At 62.9% G+C, this 14,349-nt stretch carries 14 protein-coding genes; 11 read left to right on the forward strand and 3 right to left on the reverse strand.

Going from position 1 to position 14,349, the window contains the following annotated elements; translation table 11 throughout:
• Positions 1–84 precede the first annotated feature (84 nt).
• Positions 85–1,017: a manganese-dependent inorganic pyrophosphatase gene (locus FE782_RS05870; RefSeq protein ID WP_138193141.1), complete on the forward strand. Its 933-nt coding sequence runs from the start codon at positions 85–87 to the stop codon at positions 1,015–1,017.
• A gap of 326 nt (positions 1,018–1,343) precedes the next feature.
• Here FE782_RS05870 and FE782_RS05875 read toward each other — a convergent pair whose 3' ends face one another.
• Positions 1,344–2,144: a divergent polysaccharide deacetylase family protein gene (locus FE782_RS05875; protein WP_138193142.1), complete on the reverse strand. Its 801-nt coding sequence runs from the start codon at positions 2,142–2,144 to the stop codon at positions 1,344–1,346.
• A 156-nt stretch (positions 2,145–2,300) separates the two neighbouring features.
• Between FE782_RS05875 and FE782_RS05880 the strand changes: the two genes are divergently transcribed.
• From FE782_RS05880 to FE782_RS05890, 3 genes are all read left to right on the forward strand, one after another.
• Positions 2,301–4,007, forward strand: coding sequence for an ABC transporter permease family protein (locus FE782_RS05880; RefSeq protein WP_138193143.1), 1,707 nt, complete (start codon positions 2,301–2,303; stop codon positions 4,005–4,007).
• Positions 4,008–4,072: 65 nt separating this feature from the next.
• Positions 4,073–4,906: an amidohydrolase family protein gene (locus tag FE782_RS05885; protein WP_238392363.1), complete on the forward strand. Its 834-nt coding sequence runs from the start codon at positions 4,073–4,075 to the stop codon at positions 4,904–4,906.
• 18 nt (positions 4,907–4,924) lie between these two features.
• On the forward strand, positions 4,925–5,665 hold the full coding sequence (locus FE782_RS05890) for a class I SAM-dependent methyltransferase (RefSeq protein WP_138193145.1): 741 nt from the start codon (positions 4,925–4,927) through the stop codon (positions 5,663–5,665).
• 7 nt (positions 5,666–5,672) lie between these two features.
• On the opposite strand, the gene FE782_RS05895 is transcribed toward FE782_RS05890, so the two are convergent.
• Entirely contained in the window at positions 5,673–6,686 is a 1,014-nt protein-coding gene (locus tag FE782_RS05895; protein WP_138193146.1) for a LacI family DNA-binding transcriptional regulator, read from the reverse strand.
• A 129-nt stretch (positions 6,687–6,815) separates the two neighbouring features.
• On the opposite strand from FE782_RS05895, the gene FE782_RS05900 reads away from it, so the two are divergent.
• From FE782_RS05900 to FE782_RS05930, 7 genes are read left to right on the forward strand one after another with little or no spacing between them, the layout of a single operon-like run.
• The gene (locus FE782_RS05900; RefSeq protein ID WP_138193147.1) at positions 6,816–7,142 is read left to right on the forward strand and encodes a UxaA family hydrolase; all 327 of its coding nucleotides are present in this window, start codon (positions 6,816–6,818) and stop codon (positions 7,140–7,142) included.
• Positions 7,139–8,311 carry a UxaA family hydrolase gene (locus tag FE782_RS05905; protein ID WP_138193148.1) on the forward strand — a complete coding sequence of 391 codons (1,173 nt, stop codon included), beginning with the start codon at positions 7,139–7,141 and terminating at the stop codon, positions 8,309–8,311. Before FE782_RS05900 ends, FE782_RS05905 begins: the two co-directional genes overlap by 4 nt.
• A gap of 17 nt (positions 8,312–8,328) precedes the next feature.
• On the forward strand, positions 8,329–9,126 hold the full coding sequence (locus FE782_RS05910) for an SDR family NAD(P)-dependent oxidoreductase (RefSeq protein WP_138193149.1): 798 nt from the start codon (positions 8,329–8,331) through the stop codon (positions 9,124–9,126).
• Between the two features lie 13 nt (positions 9,127–9,139).
• Positions 9,140–9,367 carry a hypothetical protein gene (locus FE782_RS05915; protein ID WP_138193150.1) on the forward strand — a complete coding sequence of 76 codons (228 nt, stop codon included), beginning with the start codon at positions 9,140–9,142 and terminating at the stop codon, positions 9,365–9,367.
• On the forward strand, positions 9,364–9,750 hold the full coding sequence (gene rbsD, locus FE782_RS05920; protein WP_138193151.1) for a D-ribose pyranase: 387 nt from the start codon (positions 9,364–9,366) through the stop codon (positions 9,748–9,750). Before FE782_RS05915 ends, rbsD begins: the two co-directional genes overlap by 4 nt.
• Before the next feature lie 20 nt (positions 9,751–9,770).
• Positions 9,771–10,544, forward strand: coding sequence for an SDR family NAD(P)-dependent oxidoreductase (locus FE782_RS05925; protein WP_138193152.1), 774 nt, complete (start codon positions 9,771–9,773; stop codon positions 10,542–10,544).
• 15 nt (positions 10,545–10,559) lie between these two features.
• Complete coding sequence (locus FE782_RS05930) at positions 10,560–11,462, forward strand: fumarylacetoacetate hydrolase family protein (protein WP_138193153.1); 903 nt, start codon at positions 10,560–10,562, stop codon at positions 11,460–11,462.
• Positions 11,463–11,577: 115 nt separating this feature from the next.
• Here FE782_RS05930 and helD read toward each other — a convergent pair whose 3' ends face one another.
• Entirely contained in the window at positions 11,578–13,992 is a 2,415-nt protein-coding gene (helD, locus tag FE782_RS05935) for an RNA polymerase recycling motor HelD (protein WP_138193154.1), read from the reverse strand.
• Between the last annotated feature and the right edge of the window lie 357 nt (positions 13,993–14,349).

Consider the following 14,349-nt stretch of genomic DNA (forward strand, 5'->3'; position numbering starts at 1 on the left):
GATTCGTTGTATACTGTTGCTTGAGCGTTTCTTCCTGCGCTATAATTTTTTCCAATCCCATTCCTCACGACAAAGGAGTACATAATGGACAAGAAGCTTATTTTCGGTCACAAGAACCCGGATACGGACACGATTTGCTCGGCGATCGCTTATGCGGACCTGAAGACGCAGCTCGGCGAGAACGTCGAGGCCGTCCGCCTCGGCGCCGTCAGCGGCGAAACGCAATTCGCGCTCGACAAGTTCGGCTTCGACGCGCCGCGCCTCGTCGAAACCGTCGCGAACGAAGTCAAAGGCGTCATCCTCGTCGACCATAACGAGCGACAGCAGAGCGCTTCGGACATCGAGCAGGTGCAAGTGCTCGAGGTTATCGACCATCACCGCATCGCCAACTTCGAGACGAGCGGACCGTTGTACTACCGCGCGGAGCCGGTCGGCTGCACGGCGACGATCCTCTTGAAGCTGTACAAGGAGAACGGCAAGTCCGTTCCGAAGAACGTCGCGGGCCTCATGTTGTCCGCCATCATCTCCGACTCGCTGCTGTTCAAGTCGCCGACGTGCACGTCGCAGGACGTCGCCGCGGCGAAGGAGCTCGCGGAGATCGCCGGCGTGGACGCCGAGGCATACGGCCTCGACATGCTGAAGGCGGGCGCGGACCTGTCCGACAAGACGATCGCGCAGCTGATCTCGCTCGACTCCAAGGAGTTCACGATGGGCGGCTCCAAGGTCGAGATCGCGCAAGTGAACGCGGTCGACGTGAACGACGTGCTCTCGCGCCAAGCGGAAGTCGAAGCGGCGCTGTCGCAAATGATCGCCGATAAGGGTTTGGACCTGTTCTTGTTCGTCGTGACGGACATTCTCAACAACGACTCCGTCGGTCTTGCGCTCGGCAAGAAGGCGAACGCGGTGGAGAAGGCGTACAACGTAACGCTGTCGAACAACACGGCCGTGCTGAAGGGCGTCGTGTCCCGCAAGTCGCAAATCGTGCCGGTGCTGACGGATACGTTCAACCAGATGTAATCAGGATAAATCATGGGAAAAGGGCAGAGGGTCGATTCGTCGACCTTCTGCCCTTTCTTCGTTTATGCCCAGCAGAATAATACAATTCCGTTGGAAATTCCTTCGCGTAGAGGAAATCCTCCCTTTCATGAGTCTGGCCGAGGCGGCAACCGCTTGTGGACGGGAAAACCTCCTTCTTATTGGCGGGAAACTAACGGAACCGGCCGGATATTGCGAAATAAGACGGAGAATTTCCCGTTCGAGGCCGGTTTCAGACGCCTGGAGCGAGGTTGGGCGGGAGGATTTCCCGTTCGCATTCCTCCGGCGATGGAGGAACTGTTCGTATCTCACCGCCAGAGCGGCACGGGCTCCGGCAGCGGCAGCAGCTCGGACACGCGAACGAACGCCGCCTCGTCCTGCAGCCGGTCCATCGCGCCGCGCAGGGCCGAGGCCGTAATGCGTCCCGGCGGCCCGACATGGCCGATCGCGATCGTATCGGACTGCTCGTCGATCAACCGAAGCAGCTTGCGCAGCTGCTTATGGACGTGCGAAGCCGTGTAGATTTCGTCCAGGAACAGGTCGTTCGCGACGAGCGGCACCCCGACGTCGCCGGCCGTCGTCTCCGCCTTGCTCTTGCCCGTCGTGCGGCTGTCGAGGAAATACAGCCCCCGCTCCCGGCACACCTCCATGACGAGCCGCATGACGCGCGGGTCGGCCGTCGCTTTGGAGCCCATATGATTGTTCATGCCCCGGGCATGCGGCACGTCGTCGATCGCGGCGGCGACGCGATTCCTGATTTCCCGGTCGGACAGGTCGGTCGTAATCGCGCCGGGTCCGAGCCAGCTCCGCTTGCCCCGCATCGGCTCCATCGGCAGATGCACGATGACCTCGTGCCCGCGGCGGTGCGCTTCCTCCGCGTCGCGCTTCGTCGTCGGAAGGAACGGCATGACGGCGACCGTAATCGGCGCCGGGAGCGCGAACATCTCCTCGGTGCCGTCCATGGCGTTGCCGAAATCGTCGATGACGATCGCGACGCGGCGCGGCTCCGCGCCGTCGGAAGCGGGCGTTGCGGCGGCGCCGGCGTCGGCCGCGACGGAGAATGCGATCAAACCGGCCAAAAACAGCGAAAGAGCCGGACGTCGAAGCATAGAACCCACGTCCTTCCATATAGAATAGGGGTAATCTATACTTTCCCACGGGAAGAGTCTCCTTATGCGAGAGGATTTCGCGCCGGAGGGAGGGATATTCTGGAATGCGTCGAATTGGGACTTATAACCAATCCTATCGTCCCGAAAGGAGCCGCTATGAACGTTCGTTCGAGCTTGTCCGCCCGCATCTGGAAATACCGGTTGCATTATGTCATCGTGCTGCCGGCTCTGCTGTTGCTATTTCTCCTCAAGGGAATCCCGTTTCTGATCGGGATCTACCTCCCGTTCGTAGACTTTAACGTATTCAAGGGCGTATCCGGCAGTCCGTGGGTGGGGATGGGCAACTTCCGGACGCTGTTTCAGCTTCCGGAATTTCGCCAAGTATTGACGAATACATTCGCGCTCAATCTCGGGTACGTCGTCGTTTCGGGCGCGGCGGGCTTGCTCGCGGCGCTCGCGATGGCCTCGATTCGTCGGGAGCGGCTTCGGACCGTCTTTTCGACGTTATTCCTGCTGCCCTACTTCGTACCGTCCGTCGCGTTCGCGTACGCGTTCGCGGTCATGATGTCGCCGGACCGATCGCCGTTGTTCGCCTGGGACGCGTTCTTCCTCGGCGAAGCCGGACGGTTTCGCTTCGCGGCGATCGCCGCGGAGGCGCTAAAGACCGTCGGCATTCCCGCCCTAATCGCGCTGACGGCGGTCGCGTCCAGGCACGAGGCGGAATCCCGCGAGGGCGACCGCGAGGCCGCCGTCTTCCGGCGGCGAGGATACCTGCACGACACTGTGATCCCGGCGGCGAGAGCCGTCTTCGCCTTCGCGCTGCTGCGTATGGCGATGCCGCTGACGTCCGACTTCGATCTGATGAATTCGCTCGTCAACCCGTTGGTATATCATACCGGGGACACCCTCGCCACGTTCGGCTTTCGCGTCGGCTTCGTTCAGGCGCAGTTCAGCTTGGCATCCGCCGCCTGGCTGTTCCAATTCGTCGTGCAGCTGCTCTTCGCATGCGCGGCGTACGCGCTTCTTCGGGGCGCCTTCGCGGACGACCTGTTCGGCCGCTTCGAACGTCCTCGGATTCGAGCGGGGAGCGCGGGCGCGAACGGGCTCGGCATCGCAGCCTCGCTCGCGATCGGGATCGTCGCCCTTCTTCCGCTCTACGTCTTGTTCGTCGTGCCGCTGACGACCCGGAGCGAGGCTTCGGCATCGGCGTGGGACCTCCTATCCGTTCCGAACGCGCTCGCTTACGGTTTCCTGTTCTTGGCCGCGACCGTCGTCCATATGCTGATGACCGTCACGCTCGCCTTCCCGATGACCGCTAAGCGGCTCCCGGGTCGGCAGCTGTACAAGCTTCTTCTGATTTTCGCCGCGCTCATCGGAACCGGTACGATCCACGAATACTTGTTTTTCCGTCATCTCGGTCTCGTCGACACGAGGTTCGCGGCGCCGCTCGCGGGCATCGTCTCCGTCGTCCCGGCGTTCGTGCTGAAGAGCGTCTTCAACGCGAAGTACGGTCGGCTGAAGGAGCAAGCGGAAGAGGAGGGCAAGGGGGAGCTGCATGCGTTCGCGACGCTATTTCTCCCGAACATATGGAAGCCGTGGGTCGCGCTCGGCGTATTGCAGCTCGTCGCGCTCGCAAGCGCCTATCAGCCGTCGTTGCTGTACGTAGCGAATCCGGAAGCCTTCCCGCCCGTCCTGCAATTCATGAACCTGTCGATGGGAATGTCTCCGGAGCTGGCGCCGCCGGGCGATCCGCTGCTGCTGGCCCTAGGCGCGATCATCAGCCTGCCGGGCGTCGCGCTGTTGCTGTTGTTCCGGCCTTGGCTCACCTCGGAGGCGCTCGTCAGCCAAGTCCGCAGAGGGTAGGCAGGAGAGCGTCGTCATGATAAGATGTGGGGAAGGTTACCGATAACCCATCGCAGGAGGGACGAATGGTGAGAATCGATTCGCATCAACATTTCTGGGTATACGATCCCGAAGAATACGCCTGGACGGGCGGGCCGGAGAGCCCGATCAGCAACAGCTTCGCGCCGGAGCAACTCTCGCCGCTGCTCGCGGCGAACGGCTTCGGGGGCGCGGTGGCGGTGCAGGCGAGGTCGTCGCTCGTCGAGAACGATTACTTGCTCGGCCTTGCGGACGAGCACGATTTCATCCGCGCCGTCGTCGGTTGGGTCGATCTGACGTCGCCCGACGTCTCCGAGCAGCTGGCGAAATACGCCAAGCACCCGAAGTTTAAGGGCGTGCGCCATATCGCGCAGGCGGAGCCGGACGACGCGTTCTTGACGAGGGAAGACTTCGCGCGGGGCATCGCCGCGTTAGGCGAATTCGGCCTCGCTTACGATATCCTCATCTATCACCGGCAGCTGCCGGCCGCGATCGAGCTCGTGCGCCGCTTCCCGAAGCAGAAGTTCGTGCTCGATCATATCGCGAAGCCCGACATTCGAGGCGGGCGCCTGGAGCCATGGAGGAAGCGAATCGAAGACATCGCGTCGTTCGACAACGTCATGTGCAAGGTGTCGGGAATGGTGACGGAAGCGGACGTCGCCGCGTGGAAGGACGCCGATTTCGCGCCGTACCTCGAGACGGTGTTCGAAGCGTTCGGGCCGAAGCGGCTCATGTACGGCTCGGATTGGCCCGTATGTCTGCTCGGCGCCGACTACGCCGGCGCCCTCGGCATCGTGGAACGCGCGACTGAGGGGTGGAGCGAAGCGGATCGAGAGCTCTTGTTCGGCGGCAACTGCGCGGCGTTCTATGGAATCGAGTAGGGGAAGGGGCTCGTCTTCATGAAGCAGAACAAATACGACGATCCCGAATTTTTCGCGAAGTACAGCCGGATGCCTCGCTCCGTCGAAGGGCTGGGCGCCGCCGGAGAGTGGACGGCGTTCCGCTCGCTGCTCCCGGAGCTTCGCGGCAAGCGGGTGCTGGATCTCGGCTGCGGATACGGCTGGCATTGCCGGTACGCTCGCGAGCGAGGGGCGGGTTCGGTCGTTGGAATCGACCTCTCGGCCAAGATGCTGGAGCGCGCCCGAGCGGCGACCATTGACCCCGGGATCGAATATCGACGAGGCGCCATCGAGGACGCCGTCTTCGCCGAAGGGGAATTCGACGTCGCGATCAGCTCGTTGGCGCTCCATTACGTCGATCGGTTCGATCTCGCATGCCGGAGCGTGCATCGTTGGCTCGCCCCGGGCGGGAGCTTCGTCCTGTCGGTCGAACACCCGATCTACACGGCGCGCGCGGCGCAGGATTGGCATTACGGAGCGAACGGGGAGAAGCTGCATTGGCCGGTCGACGACTACCATCGCGAGGGACCCCGAACGGCGAGGTTTCTGGACGACGACGTCGTCAAGTACCACAGAACCGTCGCCTCCTACCTGAACGCGTTAGCGGCGGCCGGCTTCGAAATCGACGAGGTGTCGGAGCTGACGCCGACCCCCGAGATGCTGGAGGCCGATCCCGCATGGCAGGAGGAAATGCGCCGACCGATGTTTCTCTTGATCGGCTGCGCCAAGCGGGCCGAATAACGAGCCGTCAAACGCCCGTAAGGGCGGACGACGACTGTCGGACGACGAGCTCGGACGGCAATACGATTTTGCGAGGCGCGGCGCCGGCCGCGCCTTGAATGCGTTCGATGAGCAGCTGCATGCCGAGCGAACCGAATTCGTAGGCGGGCTGACGGGCGACGGTCAGGAACGGGTCCAGGACGATCGATTCGCCGAAGTCGTCGAAGCAGACGACCGACAGATCTTCGGGCACGCGTACGCCTCGTTCTCGCAGCGCGCGGATGACCGCGAGCGCGAGGAAGTTGTTCGCGGCGAACACGGCGGTCGGCGGCGCTTCGGCCGACAAGAGCGCGTCGACGAAGGCGAAGCCTTCCACGGCCGTGTATCCGACGTCGTGCACGAGCGCCGAATCGAACGGGACGTCGGCCAGCTTCAGCGCCTCGAGATATCCGGCGTACCGAAGCCGCGCGGTGGAGACGTCCTGCCGCCCGCCCACCATGGCGATCCGTCGATGGCCGAGGGCGAGCAGATGCTCCACCAGCCGGCGGGCGCCTTCCCGGCTGTCCCCGAGCACATGGTCGGCTTCGATGCCGGGAACCTCCCGATCGAGGATGACGAACGGCACGTTACGCCGCTGCAGCATCCGCAGATGCTCCGCGGAGCCGTCGCCCGCCGGAGCGAACAGCACCCCGTCGGCGCGCGTGGACAACACCATGTCCACGTAATCGCGCTCCTTCGCGTAGTCCTCGTCGCTGTTGCCGAACAGCAGCTTATAGCCGTTGCGCATGGCCGTATCCTCGGCGCCGCGCGCCAGCGTCGTATAAAACGGGTTCGTAATATCCGTAATGAGCAGTGACAGCATCTTCGTCTCTTGCTTGACGAGGCTGCGCGCCATCGAATTCGGAACGTAGTTCAGCTCCTGCATCACCTGTTTGACGCGGGCGCGCGTCGACTCGCTGATCCGTCCCGTGTTATTGATAACTCTGGAGACGGTCATCGCCGAGACGTTGGCCAGCTTTGCGATATCGTAGATCGTAACGATGAGGGCTCACCCTTTTCCATATATGGCTTGACTTTATTGTAATGGAACAATTGGATTGACAGCAAGGTGAAACCTTGGTAGTTTAGGGTTATCGGTAACATATTTTTCGAAAACGAGGCGATTTGACGGATGGCTGGACAAGTGCAAGCCGGAGCGGACGCGATTCGCATGCACGCGGACGATCATGTAGCGACCGCGCTCAGGGATTTGAAGGCGGGCGAGACGATTTCGTTCACGTTCGCGGGAGAACGCTTTCAAGTAGCGATGTCTGAGGATGTGGCGTTCGGGCATAAGGTCGCGATCGTCGACATTCCGGAAGGGACGCATGTCAAGAAATACGGAGAGACGATCGGCCGCGCGACGACGGACATCGCCGTCGGCCGGCACGTGCACGTGCACAACATCGAAGGCATTCGCGGCCGCGGCGATCAAGCGGGGAAGGGAGCAAGCGCATGACAACCAGCACTGCTACGATCATGGGTTACGAACGCCCGAACGGAGACATCGGCATCCGCAATCATCTGTTGATCATTCCGACCGTCATCTGCTCGAATCAGGTGTGCAGCCGCATCGCGCAGCTCGTGCCGGACGCGGTGGCGATTCCGCATCAGCACGGCTGCAGCCAGATCGGCTCCGATAAGGACCGTACGTTCGACGTGCTCGCCGGCACCGGCAAAAATCCGAACGTCGGCGCCGTCCTCATCGTCAGCCTCGGCTGCGAGGTCGTCGATCCGGTCGCGCTCGCGGAAGAGATCAAGAAGACGGGCAAGCCGGTCGAGTGGTTCGACATTCAATCCGTCGGCGGCTCGGTGAAGGCGATCCAGCACGGGGCCGACATCGCGCGGAGGCTGAAGTCGCAGCTCGACGCGGAGAAGAAGGTGCCGGTGCCGCTCTCGAAGCTGAAGGTCGGCGTGAAGTGCGGCGGCTCCGACGCGACGAGCGGCCTCGCCTCGAACCCGGCGCTCGGGGGCGCGGCGGACGCGCTCATCGCGCACGGCGGCGGCATCGTCATCGGCGAGACGACGGAGATCATCGGCGCGGAGCATGTGCTCGCCGAGCGCTGCGCGACGCCGGAGACGAAGGAGAAGCTGTACGAGATCGTGGACCGGTTCGAAAAGGAAGTCGAGCGCATGGGCGCCGACATGCGCGGCGGCAACCCGAGCCCCGGCAACATCGCGGGCGGGCTGTCGACGATCGAGGAGAAGTCGCTCGGCTGCATCAGCAAGTGCGGCACGGCGCCGATCCGCGGCGTCATCGAATATGCCGAAGACATTCCGGAAGGCGGCCTGTACTTCATGGATTCGCCGGGCAACGACATCGAATGCGTCTCCGGCATGGCGGCGGGCGGCGCGCATATCGTCTGCTTTACGACGGGGCGCGGCACGCCGACGGGCTCCGCGGTCGTGCCGGTCATTAAGATCACCGGCAACCGCCGCATGTTCGAGCGGATGAGCGACAACATGGACGTCGACGTCAGCGGCATGCTGACGGGCGAGATAAGCCTCGAGGAAGCCGGCGACGCGATCTGGAAGGAGATCGTCGAGGTGGCGGACGGGAAGCTGACGAAAGCGGAAATTCTCGGCCACCAAGAGTTCAGCATCAACCGCATCGGACCGAGTTTGTAAAGGGAGGACATACACAAATGGCAAACAGATTGCAAGACCGCGTAGCGCTCGTCACGGGCGGCAGCCGCGGCATCGGAGAAGCGATCGTGTATCGGCTCGCCGAGGAGGGCGCTCACGTCGCGGTCAATTTCGCGTCGCCGTCCTCGAAGCCGCTCGCGGAAGAGGTCGTCCGCAAGGTCGAGGCGATGGGACGCAAGGCGATCGCCGTGCAAGCGGACGTCGGCAGCAAGGCGCAGGTCGCCGCCATGTTCGAGCAGGTGGAGCGCGCGATCGGCGACGTCGAAATCTTGGTCAACAACGCCGGCATCGCGCCGTTCGAATCGTTCCTGAAGGTTACGGAAGAAACGTGGGACCGCACGTATAACACGAATGTGAAGTCGATCTTCTTAGCCTCCCAGCTCGCGGCCGGGAAGATGATCGCGAAGGGCTACGGCAAAATCGTCAACGTGCTGTCGACGGCGAGCCTCGTCGTGACGAGCCCGGTCATCCCGCATTATCAATCGTCGAAGGCGGCGGCGCACATGCTGACGAAGGGAATGGCGATCGAGCTCGGCAAATACGGCATCAACGTGAACGCGGTCGGCCCGAGCACGGTCGATACGGACATGTGTACGGATTACCTGGCCGATCCGGCCATTCGTCAGAAGGAAATCGAGGCGAATCCGATGAAGCGTCTCGGCACCGCGCGGCAGATTGGCGACGCCGTCGTATTCCTCGCTTCGGAAGAAGCGATGCAAGTGAACGGTCACCTGCTAATGGTGGACGGCGGCCTGACCGTGAAGGCGGCGCAGCCGGACGACCATCTCGATCGCTAAGGAGGCTTTGCCAATGGCGGCAGCGCGATGGGAATACTTCCGTGCGAACGCGTTCGAGGAGCTCGCGGCGCTCGGCGAAGCAGGCTGGGAGCTCGTGAGCGTCGCGGCGAACGGGAACGGCGGGGAGACGTTTTACTTGAAGCGGCCTTACCCTTCCATACGGGAGGAGCTGACGAGGTCGCAGCGCGAGCAGGCGCTGCGGGCGTCGGGAAGCGGCCATGCGAAGGGGGAGGCGCCATGAAGCGGGGCGGCATTCTGCACCCGACGTTGAACCGAATCCTGTCGGAGACGGGGCACACCGATTTACTGACGATCTGCGATCGCGGCTTCCCGGTGCCTCCCGGGCCGGAACGGCTCGACCTCGCGCTCGTGGACGACCTGCCGACCGTCCTGGACGTGCTCGCCGCCATAAGCGGCGAGTTCGTCATCGACTGCATCATCGTCACCGAGGAGATGGCGGCGGCGAGCCCGGAGCGGTACGCCAAGCTGCGGGCGGCGTACCCGGAGCTCGCGTTCCAGGTCGTGACGCACGAGCGGTTCAAGGCGATATGCCCCGAGTCGCGGGCGGTCGTCCGCACCGGAGACGCGACGCCGTACGCCAACATTATCGTCGTCTCCGGATAAACCTACGAAGGAGTGTAAATATGAGACTAGCGGATAAGGTTACCCTGATTACGGGCTCCGGCTCCGGCATCGGCAAATCGAGCGCGCTGCTGTTCGCCCGCGAAGGCGCGACGGTCGTTGTGAACGACCTGAACGCGGAGCAGGGACAAGCGACGGTCGACGAAATCGTATCTAGCGGCGGGAAGGCGGCGTTCTATCAAGCGGACGTCACGAATCCGGAGCAGGTGAAAGCGATGGTCGACCGGATCGTCGCCGATTTCGGCCGCATCGACGTCTTGTTCAACAACGCCGGCATCAGCGGCGTCGGCCGACTGCACGAGGTCGAGCCGGAGGCGTGGGACCGCGTCATGACGGTCAACATCCGCGGCGTGTTCCTGCCGTCGAAATACGTGCTGCCGCACATGATGGAACGGATGAGCGGCTCGATCATCAACATGTCGTCCTGCATCGCGGAGATCGGTCTCGCGAAGCGCGCGTCCTATTCCGCGACCAAAGGCGCGGTGTTGGCATTGACGAAGTCGATGCAGGTGGATTATGCTCCTTACAACATCCGCGTGAACGCGCTGCTGCCGGGAACGATCCTCACTCCGTTCGTAGAGGACTACCTGCGCAAGTCGTACGACGACCAGGAAGCGGCGTACGCCTCGCTAAAGACCAGACAGCTGAGCGGCGACTTGGGCCGTCCCGAGGACGTGGCGCAGGCCGCGCTGTTCCTCGCTTCGGACGAGTCGAAGTTCATGATGGGATCGCCGTTGTATATCGACGGCGGCGTCGTTTTCGGAAAAAACGCATAGGAGAGGCTGGGGAGCATGAAACTGCTAACGTTTGTTGAAAATGGGGAATTCCGTCTAGGCGTCGTAACGCCGACGGGCGTCGTCGACGTCGCCGCGGCGACGGCGCTGCTGCCGAGCGTCGGCAACGTGCCGACGGACGTGCATGCGGTCATCGAAGGCGGGAACGACGCGGTAGGCGCGCTCGCGAAGCTGGTCGAAGCGGCCGCTTCGGACGCGTCCGTCTCTTCTCGCGTTACGCGCGTCGAGGACGAGCTGACGTACGGACCTTGCGTCACGCATCCGAACAAGATCATCTGCGTGGGTCTCAACTACCGCAAGCATGCGGAGGAGACGAACGCGCCGATCCCGAAATATCCGATCTTGTTCAACAAATTCAACAACACGCTTACAGGCAAGGGCCATGACGTACCGCTGCCGCGCGTCTCGAACGAAGTCGACTACGAGGCGGAGCTCGTCATCGTCATCGGCAAGGAAGCGAAGTACGTCGACAAGGCGGAGGCGCTCGACTACGTCTTCGGGTATTGCAACGTGAACGACTTGTCCGCCCGCGACCTGCAGATGCGTACGGCGCAATGGCTGCTCGGCAAGTCGTGCGACAAGTTTTCGCCGCTCGGCCCGTATCTCGTGACGGCCGACGAAGTGGGCGATCCGAACGCGCTCGACATTCGCTGCATCGTGAACGGCGAAGTGCGCCAGAGCTCGAATACGTCGGACATGATTTTCCATTGCGACGAGATCGTCAGCTACATCTCGCAGCATATGACGCTCGTCCCGGGCGACATTATCTTGACGGGCACGCCGGAAGGCGTCGTGCTCGGCTTGCCGCCGGAGCAGCGCGTCTATCTGCAGCCGGGCGACGTCGTCACGATCGAGATCGAAAAGCTCGGTTCCCTGACGAACCGCATGGTCGCCGAATAATTCGGAACGCGAAACAAGCCCTTCGGATCGCCGAAGGGCTTGTTTTCGTCGGATGGGATGGCTTCGACGGATCCGGATCCGAATCGGCGTCGTTCGATGATATCTCCTTAGGTGTCTATGTCTCTTCTCTATACGATACTGACGCCGACTCGGGCGCGGCGGTTGCAGACGATTCGTTGCCAATGATTTCCGCTTCTTCGACGACGTAGGCGTCCGGCTCGACCTGCCGCAGGAACGGGGACAGCGGGCCGGCCGCGTACAATCGCAGCCGGTGCATCGCTCGGGTGCAGGCGGTATAGAACAGCTTGCGCTCCCGCTCTTTGCCGTATGCCCGCTCGGAAGCGTCCGCGATGAGCACGGCGTCGAATTCTACGCCCTTCGCCAAGTAGGAGGGGACGACGCACGGCCCCTTCGGGAAGCGAGACGTCTCTCTCGTAACGAGCGCGAGCTCGTCGACGAGCGGCTGCAGCCGCTCGAATGCGGCGGCGCCGTCCGCGGCGGTCTTCGCTACGACGGCGATCGTGCCGTAGCCTTCCTCTTGAAGGCGGCGAACGTCCTTCGCGACGGCGGCGTAGACGGCGTCTTGATCGTCCGCGCGGACGAGGACGGGCCGCTCGCCGGGGCGATCGAACGGCACGATATCGGAGCCGCCGTCCGCGAGCAGCCGTTTGGCGAAGCCGACGATCTCCCGCGTCGACCGGTAACAGCGCGAGAACGGCACGAAAGCGGTGTCCGCTTCGCCGTACAGCCGCAGCATGGCGTCGTTCTCGTGAAGCGCTGCGGCGAACGGGAAGATGGCTTGACGGAAGTCGCCGACGATCGTCATGCGCGCGACCGGGAACAGCCGCTTGATATACTCCAGCTGGAGCGGGGAATAATCCTGCGCTTCGTCGATGAGGACATGTCTTACGTCGCGCCGCTCGCGGCCCCCTTCCAACGCGTCGCGCAGGTGGAGGTACAGCGCCGCGTCGTCGTACGGCATCCGCTTCGACTTCAGCGATTCGGCGGTTCGCTCGGTCGCGCCCGACCAGACGAGATCGTCGCTTGAGCGCCTTGAACGAAGGAAAGCGACGTACAATTCCGGCATGTCAATGAAGCGAAGCCGTTTGACGCGGCGGCGCAGCGTCTCGAACCGTTCCTTCGCGATCAGTTCGCGAAGGATGCGTTCTTCGAGCGTATTCTCGTTGAAGACGGCGTCTCGGCCTCTCTGCCGTTTCCGCACTTCCTTGTACGCCAGCCGCAGCAGGTCCGCATCGACCGTCTCCAGCTCCGCGGTTACCCAATCCGCGTCGCGCTCGGCGACTTCGCATTCGGAAAGCTTGCGAAGCAGCAGCTTCTTCGCGGCGAACAGCCGATCGGGGAGCTTCAGGCGTTCGTCCGTCGACGCGAAGACGGCTCTGACGGCGTCGCGGGAGACGAGCGTCTTGCCGTTCAGGCGAATGCCGCGGAACGGGATCGTCTCCGCCGCGAGCCGCTTGACGAAGTCGTCGAGCTCGACGAGCAGCGCCGGGTCCGACTTCGCGCGCACGGTTCGCTCGGTTCGCGCGGCCGCCTCCTCGTCCGTCTCGCCGAGCAGCGCCTCGAGCGCGTCGAACGGCTGCTCGACCTCGAACTCGCGGCCGAATCGATGCTCGAGATACTGCAGGAAGGTCGTCTGGCCGATCGGCTCCTCGCCGAGCTCCGGCAGGACGGTGTCGACGTAGCTCATGAACATCGGATTCGGCGAGAAGAGCAGCATCTGCTCGGACTTCAGCGTATCGCGATGTTTGTAAAGGAGATACGCGACCCGCTGCAGCGCGGCGGACGTCTTGCCGCTGCCGGCCGGCCCGTGCACGACGAGCAGCCGCTTGTCGTCGTTGCGGATGGCGGCGTTCTGCTCCTTCTGGATCGTCGAGACGATCGTCTTCATGCGCGCGTCGGAGTTCGTCGCGAGCATGCGGCCGAGAAGCGCGTCGCCGATCGTGACGCCGCTGTCGAACGCGCCGACCCAATTCCCTCGCTCCGTCAGGAACTGGAGCTTGCGCGTCATCTCGCCGCGAACGAGCCCGTCGGGCGATTCGTAGGCCGCTTCTTCGCCGGGCTGATGATCGTAATAGAGCGACGCGATCGGCGCGCGCCAGTCGGTGACGAACAGCGTCTCGCCGTCGTCGCCGAGCAGGGTGGAAGAGCCGATGTAGACGGAGTGTTCCGCGGCGGGCGAGCCGCCTTCTTCGCGGAAGGCGACGAAGCCGAAGTAGGGCGCTTCGCGCAGCCGCTTCAGACCGGCGATTTGACGAACTAGCGCGCGGTGGGCGCGTTCGCGTTCGCTCACCAGCCTCGCCTGCTGAGTGACGTTGGCGGCCGTCTCCAGCGCTTCGTCGTACGAGCCGAAGTTCAAGGTGACGTCGTCCCAGAACTGCTTACGCAGGTCTACGACGAGATCGCGCTCTTCGCCTGCGAGGGGCTCGAGCCGTTCGAGACGGTCGACGATGAGGCGCCGCACGTCCTCGAATCGGCTTCGTTCCGCTGCCCAGGGGTCGGTTGGATGCAAAGAAACCACTCCTTGAAGAGGATGTTGACATTCGCGCGAGCAGATGATACAATATAATTGAGAAGATTATAAGTATCAACTAATATCGCACGACATGCATTTCTACAGTGTACACTATTAAACCCATACGTTCAAGATGCGGTCGCCTTTTTGGCGACTTTTTTTGTTGCTCCCATATCTGCGCGCCGTGCACTGCCCATCGAACGAACCGCCGCAGCCTCGCCCCGCACCCGACGCTTCACACGCCCAAAGCTGTGCATAGCGCTATAAAGCGCAATTCGGATCGGCACGGCGTATAAACCTTTATGGTTAAACAACGGCCGTCGCGGCTCGCCTGTTCCGGAACCCTTGGGAGAT

Source organism: Paenibacillus antri (assembly GCF_005765165.1).
In the GTDB taxonomy this organism is placed as follows: Bacteria; Bacillota; Bacilli; order Paenibacillales; family YIM-B00363; genus Paenibacillus_AE; species Paenibacillus_AE antri.

Bases quoted from the DNA above. Each gene is read 5' to 3' on its own strand.
- FE782_RS05870 (WP_138193141.1), top strand. From the start codon at position 85: ATGGACAAGAAGCTTATTTTCGGTCACAAGAACCCGGATACGGACACG.
- FE782_RS05875 (WP_138193142.1), bottom strand. From the start codon at position 2,144: ATGCTTCGACGTCCGGCTCTTTCGCTGTTTTTGGCCGGTTTGATCGCA.
- FE782_RS05880 (WP_138193143.1), top strand. From the start codon at position 2,301: ATGAACGTTCGTTCGAGCTTGTCCGCCCGCATCTGGAAATACCGGTTG.
- FE782_RS05885 (WP_238392363.1), top strand. From the start codon at position 4,073: ATGGTGAGAATCGATTCGCATCAACATTTCTGGGTATACGATCCCGAA.
- FE782_RS05890 (WP_138193145.1), top strand. From the start codon at position 4,925: ATGAAGCAGAACAAATACGACGATCCCGAATTTTTCGCGAAGTACAGC.
- FE782_RS05900 (WP_138193147.1), top strand. From the start codon at position 6,816: ATGGCTGGACAAGTGCAAGCCGGAGCGGACGCGATTCGCATGCACGCG.
- FE782_RS05905 (WP_138193148.1), top strand. From the start codon at position 7,139: ATGACAACCAGCACTGCTACGATCATGGGTTACGAACGCCCGAACGGA.
- FE782_RS05910 (WP_138193149.1), top strand. From the start codon at position 8,329: ATGGCAAACAGATTGCAAGACCGCGTAGCGCTCGTCACGGGCGGCAGC.
- FE782_RS05915 (WP_138193150.1), top strand. From the start codon at position 9,140: ATGGCGGCAGCGCGATGGGAATACTTCCGTGCGAACGCGTTCGAGGAG.
- rbsD (WP_138193151.1), top strand. From the start codon at position 9,364: ATGAAGCGGGGCGGCATTCTGCACCCGACGTTGAACCGAATCCTGTCG.
- FE782_RS05925 (WP_138193152.1), top strand. From the start codon at position 9,771: ATGAGACTAGCGGATAAGGTTACCCTGATTACGGGCTCCGGCTCCGGC.
- FE782_RS05930 (WP_138193153.1), top strand. From the start codon at position 10,560: ATGAAACTGCTAACGTTTGTTGAAAATGGGGAATTCCGTCTAGGCGTC.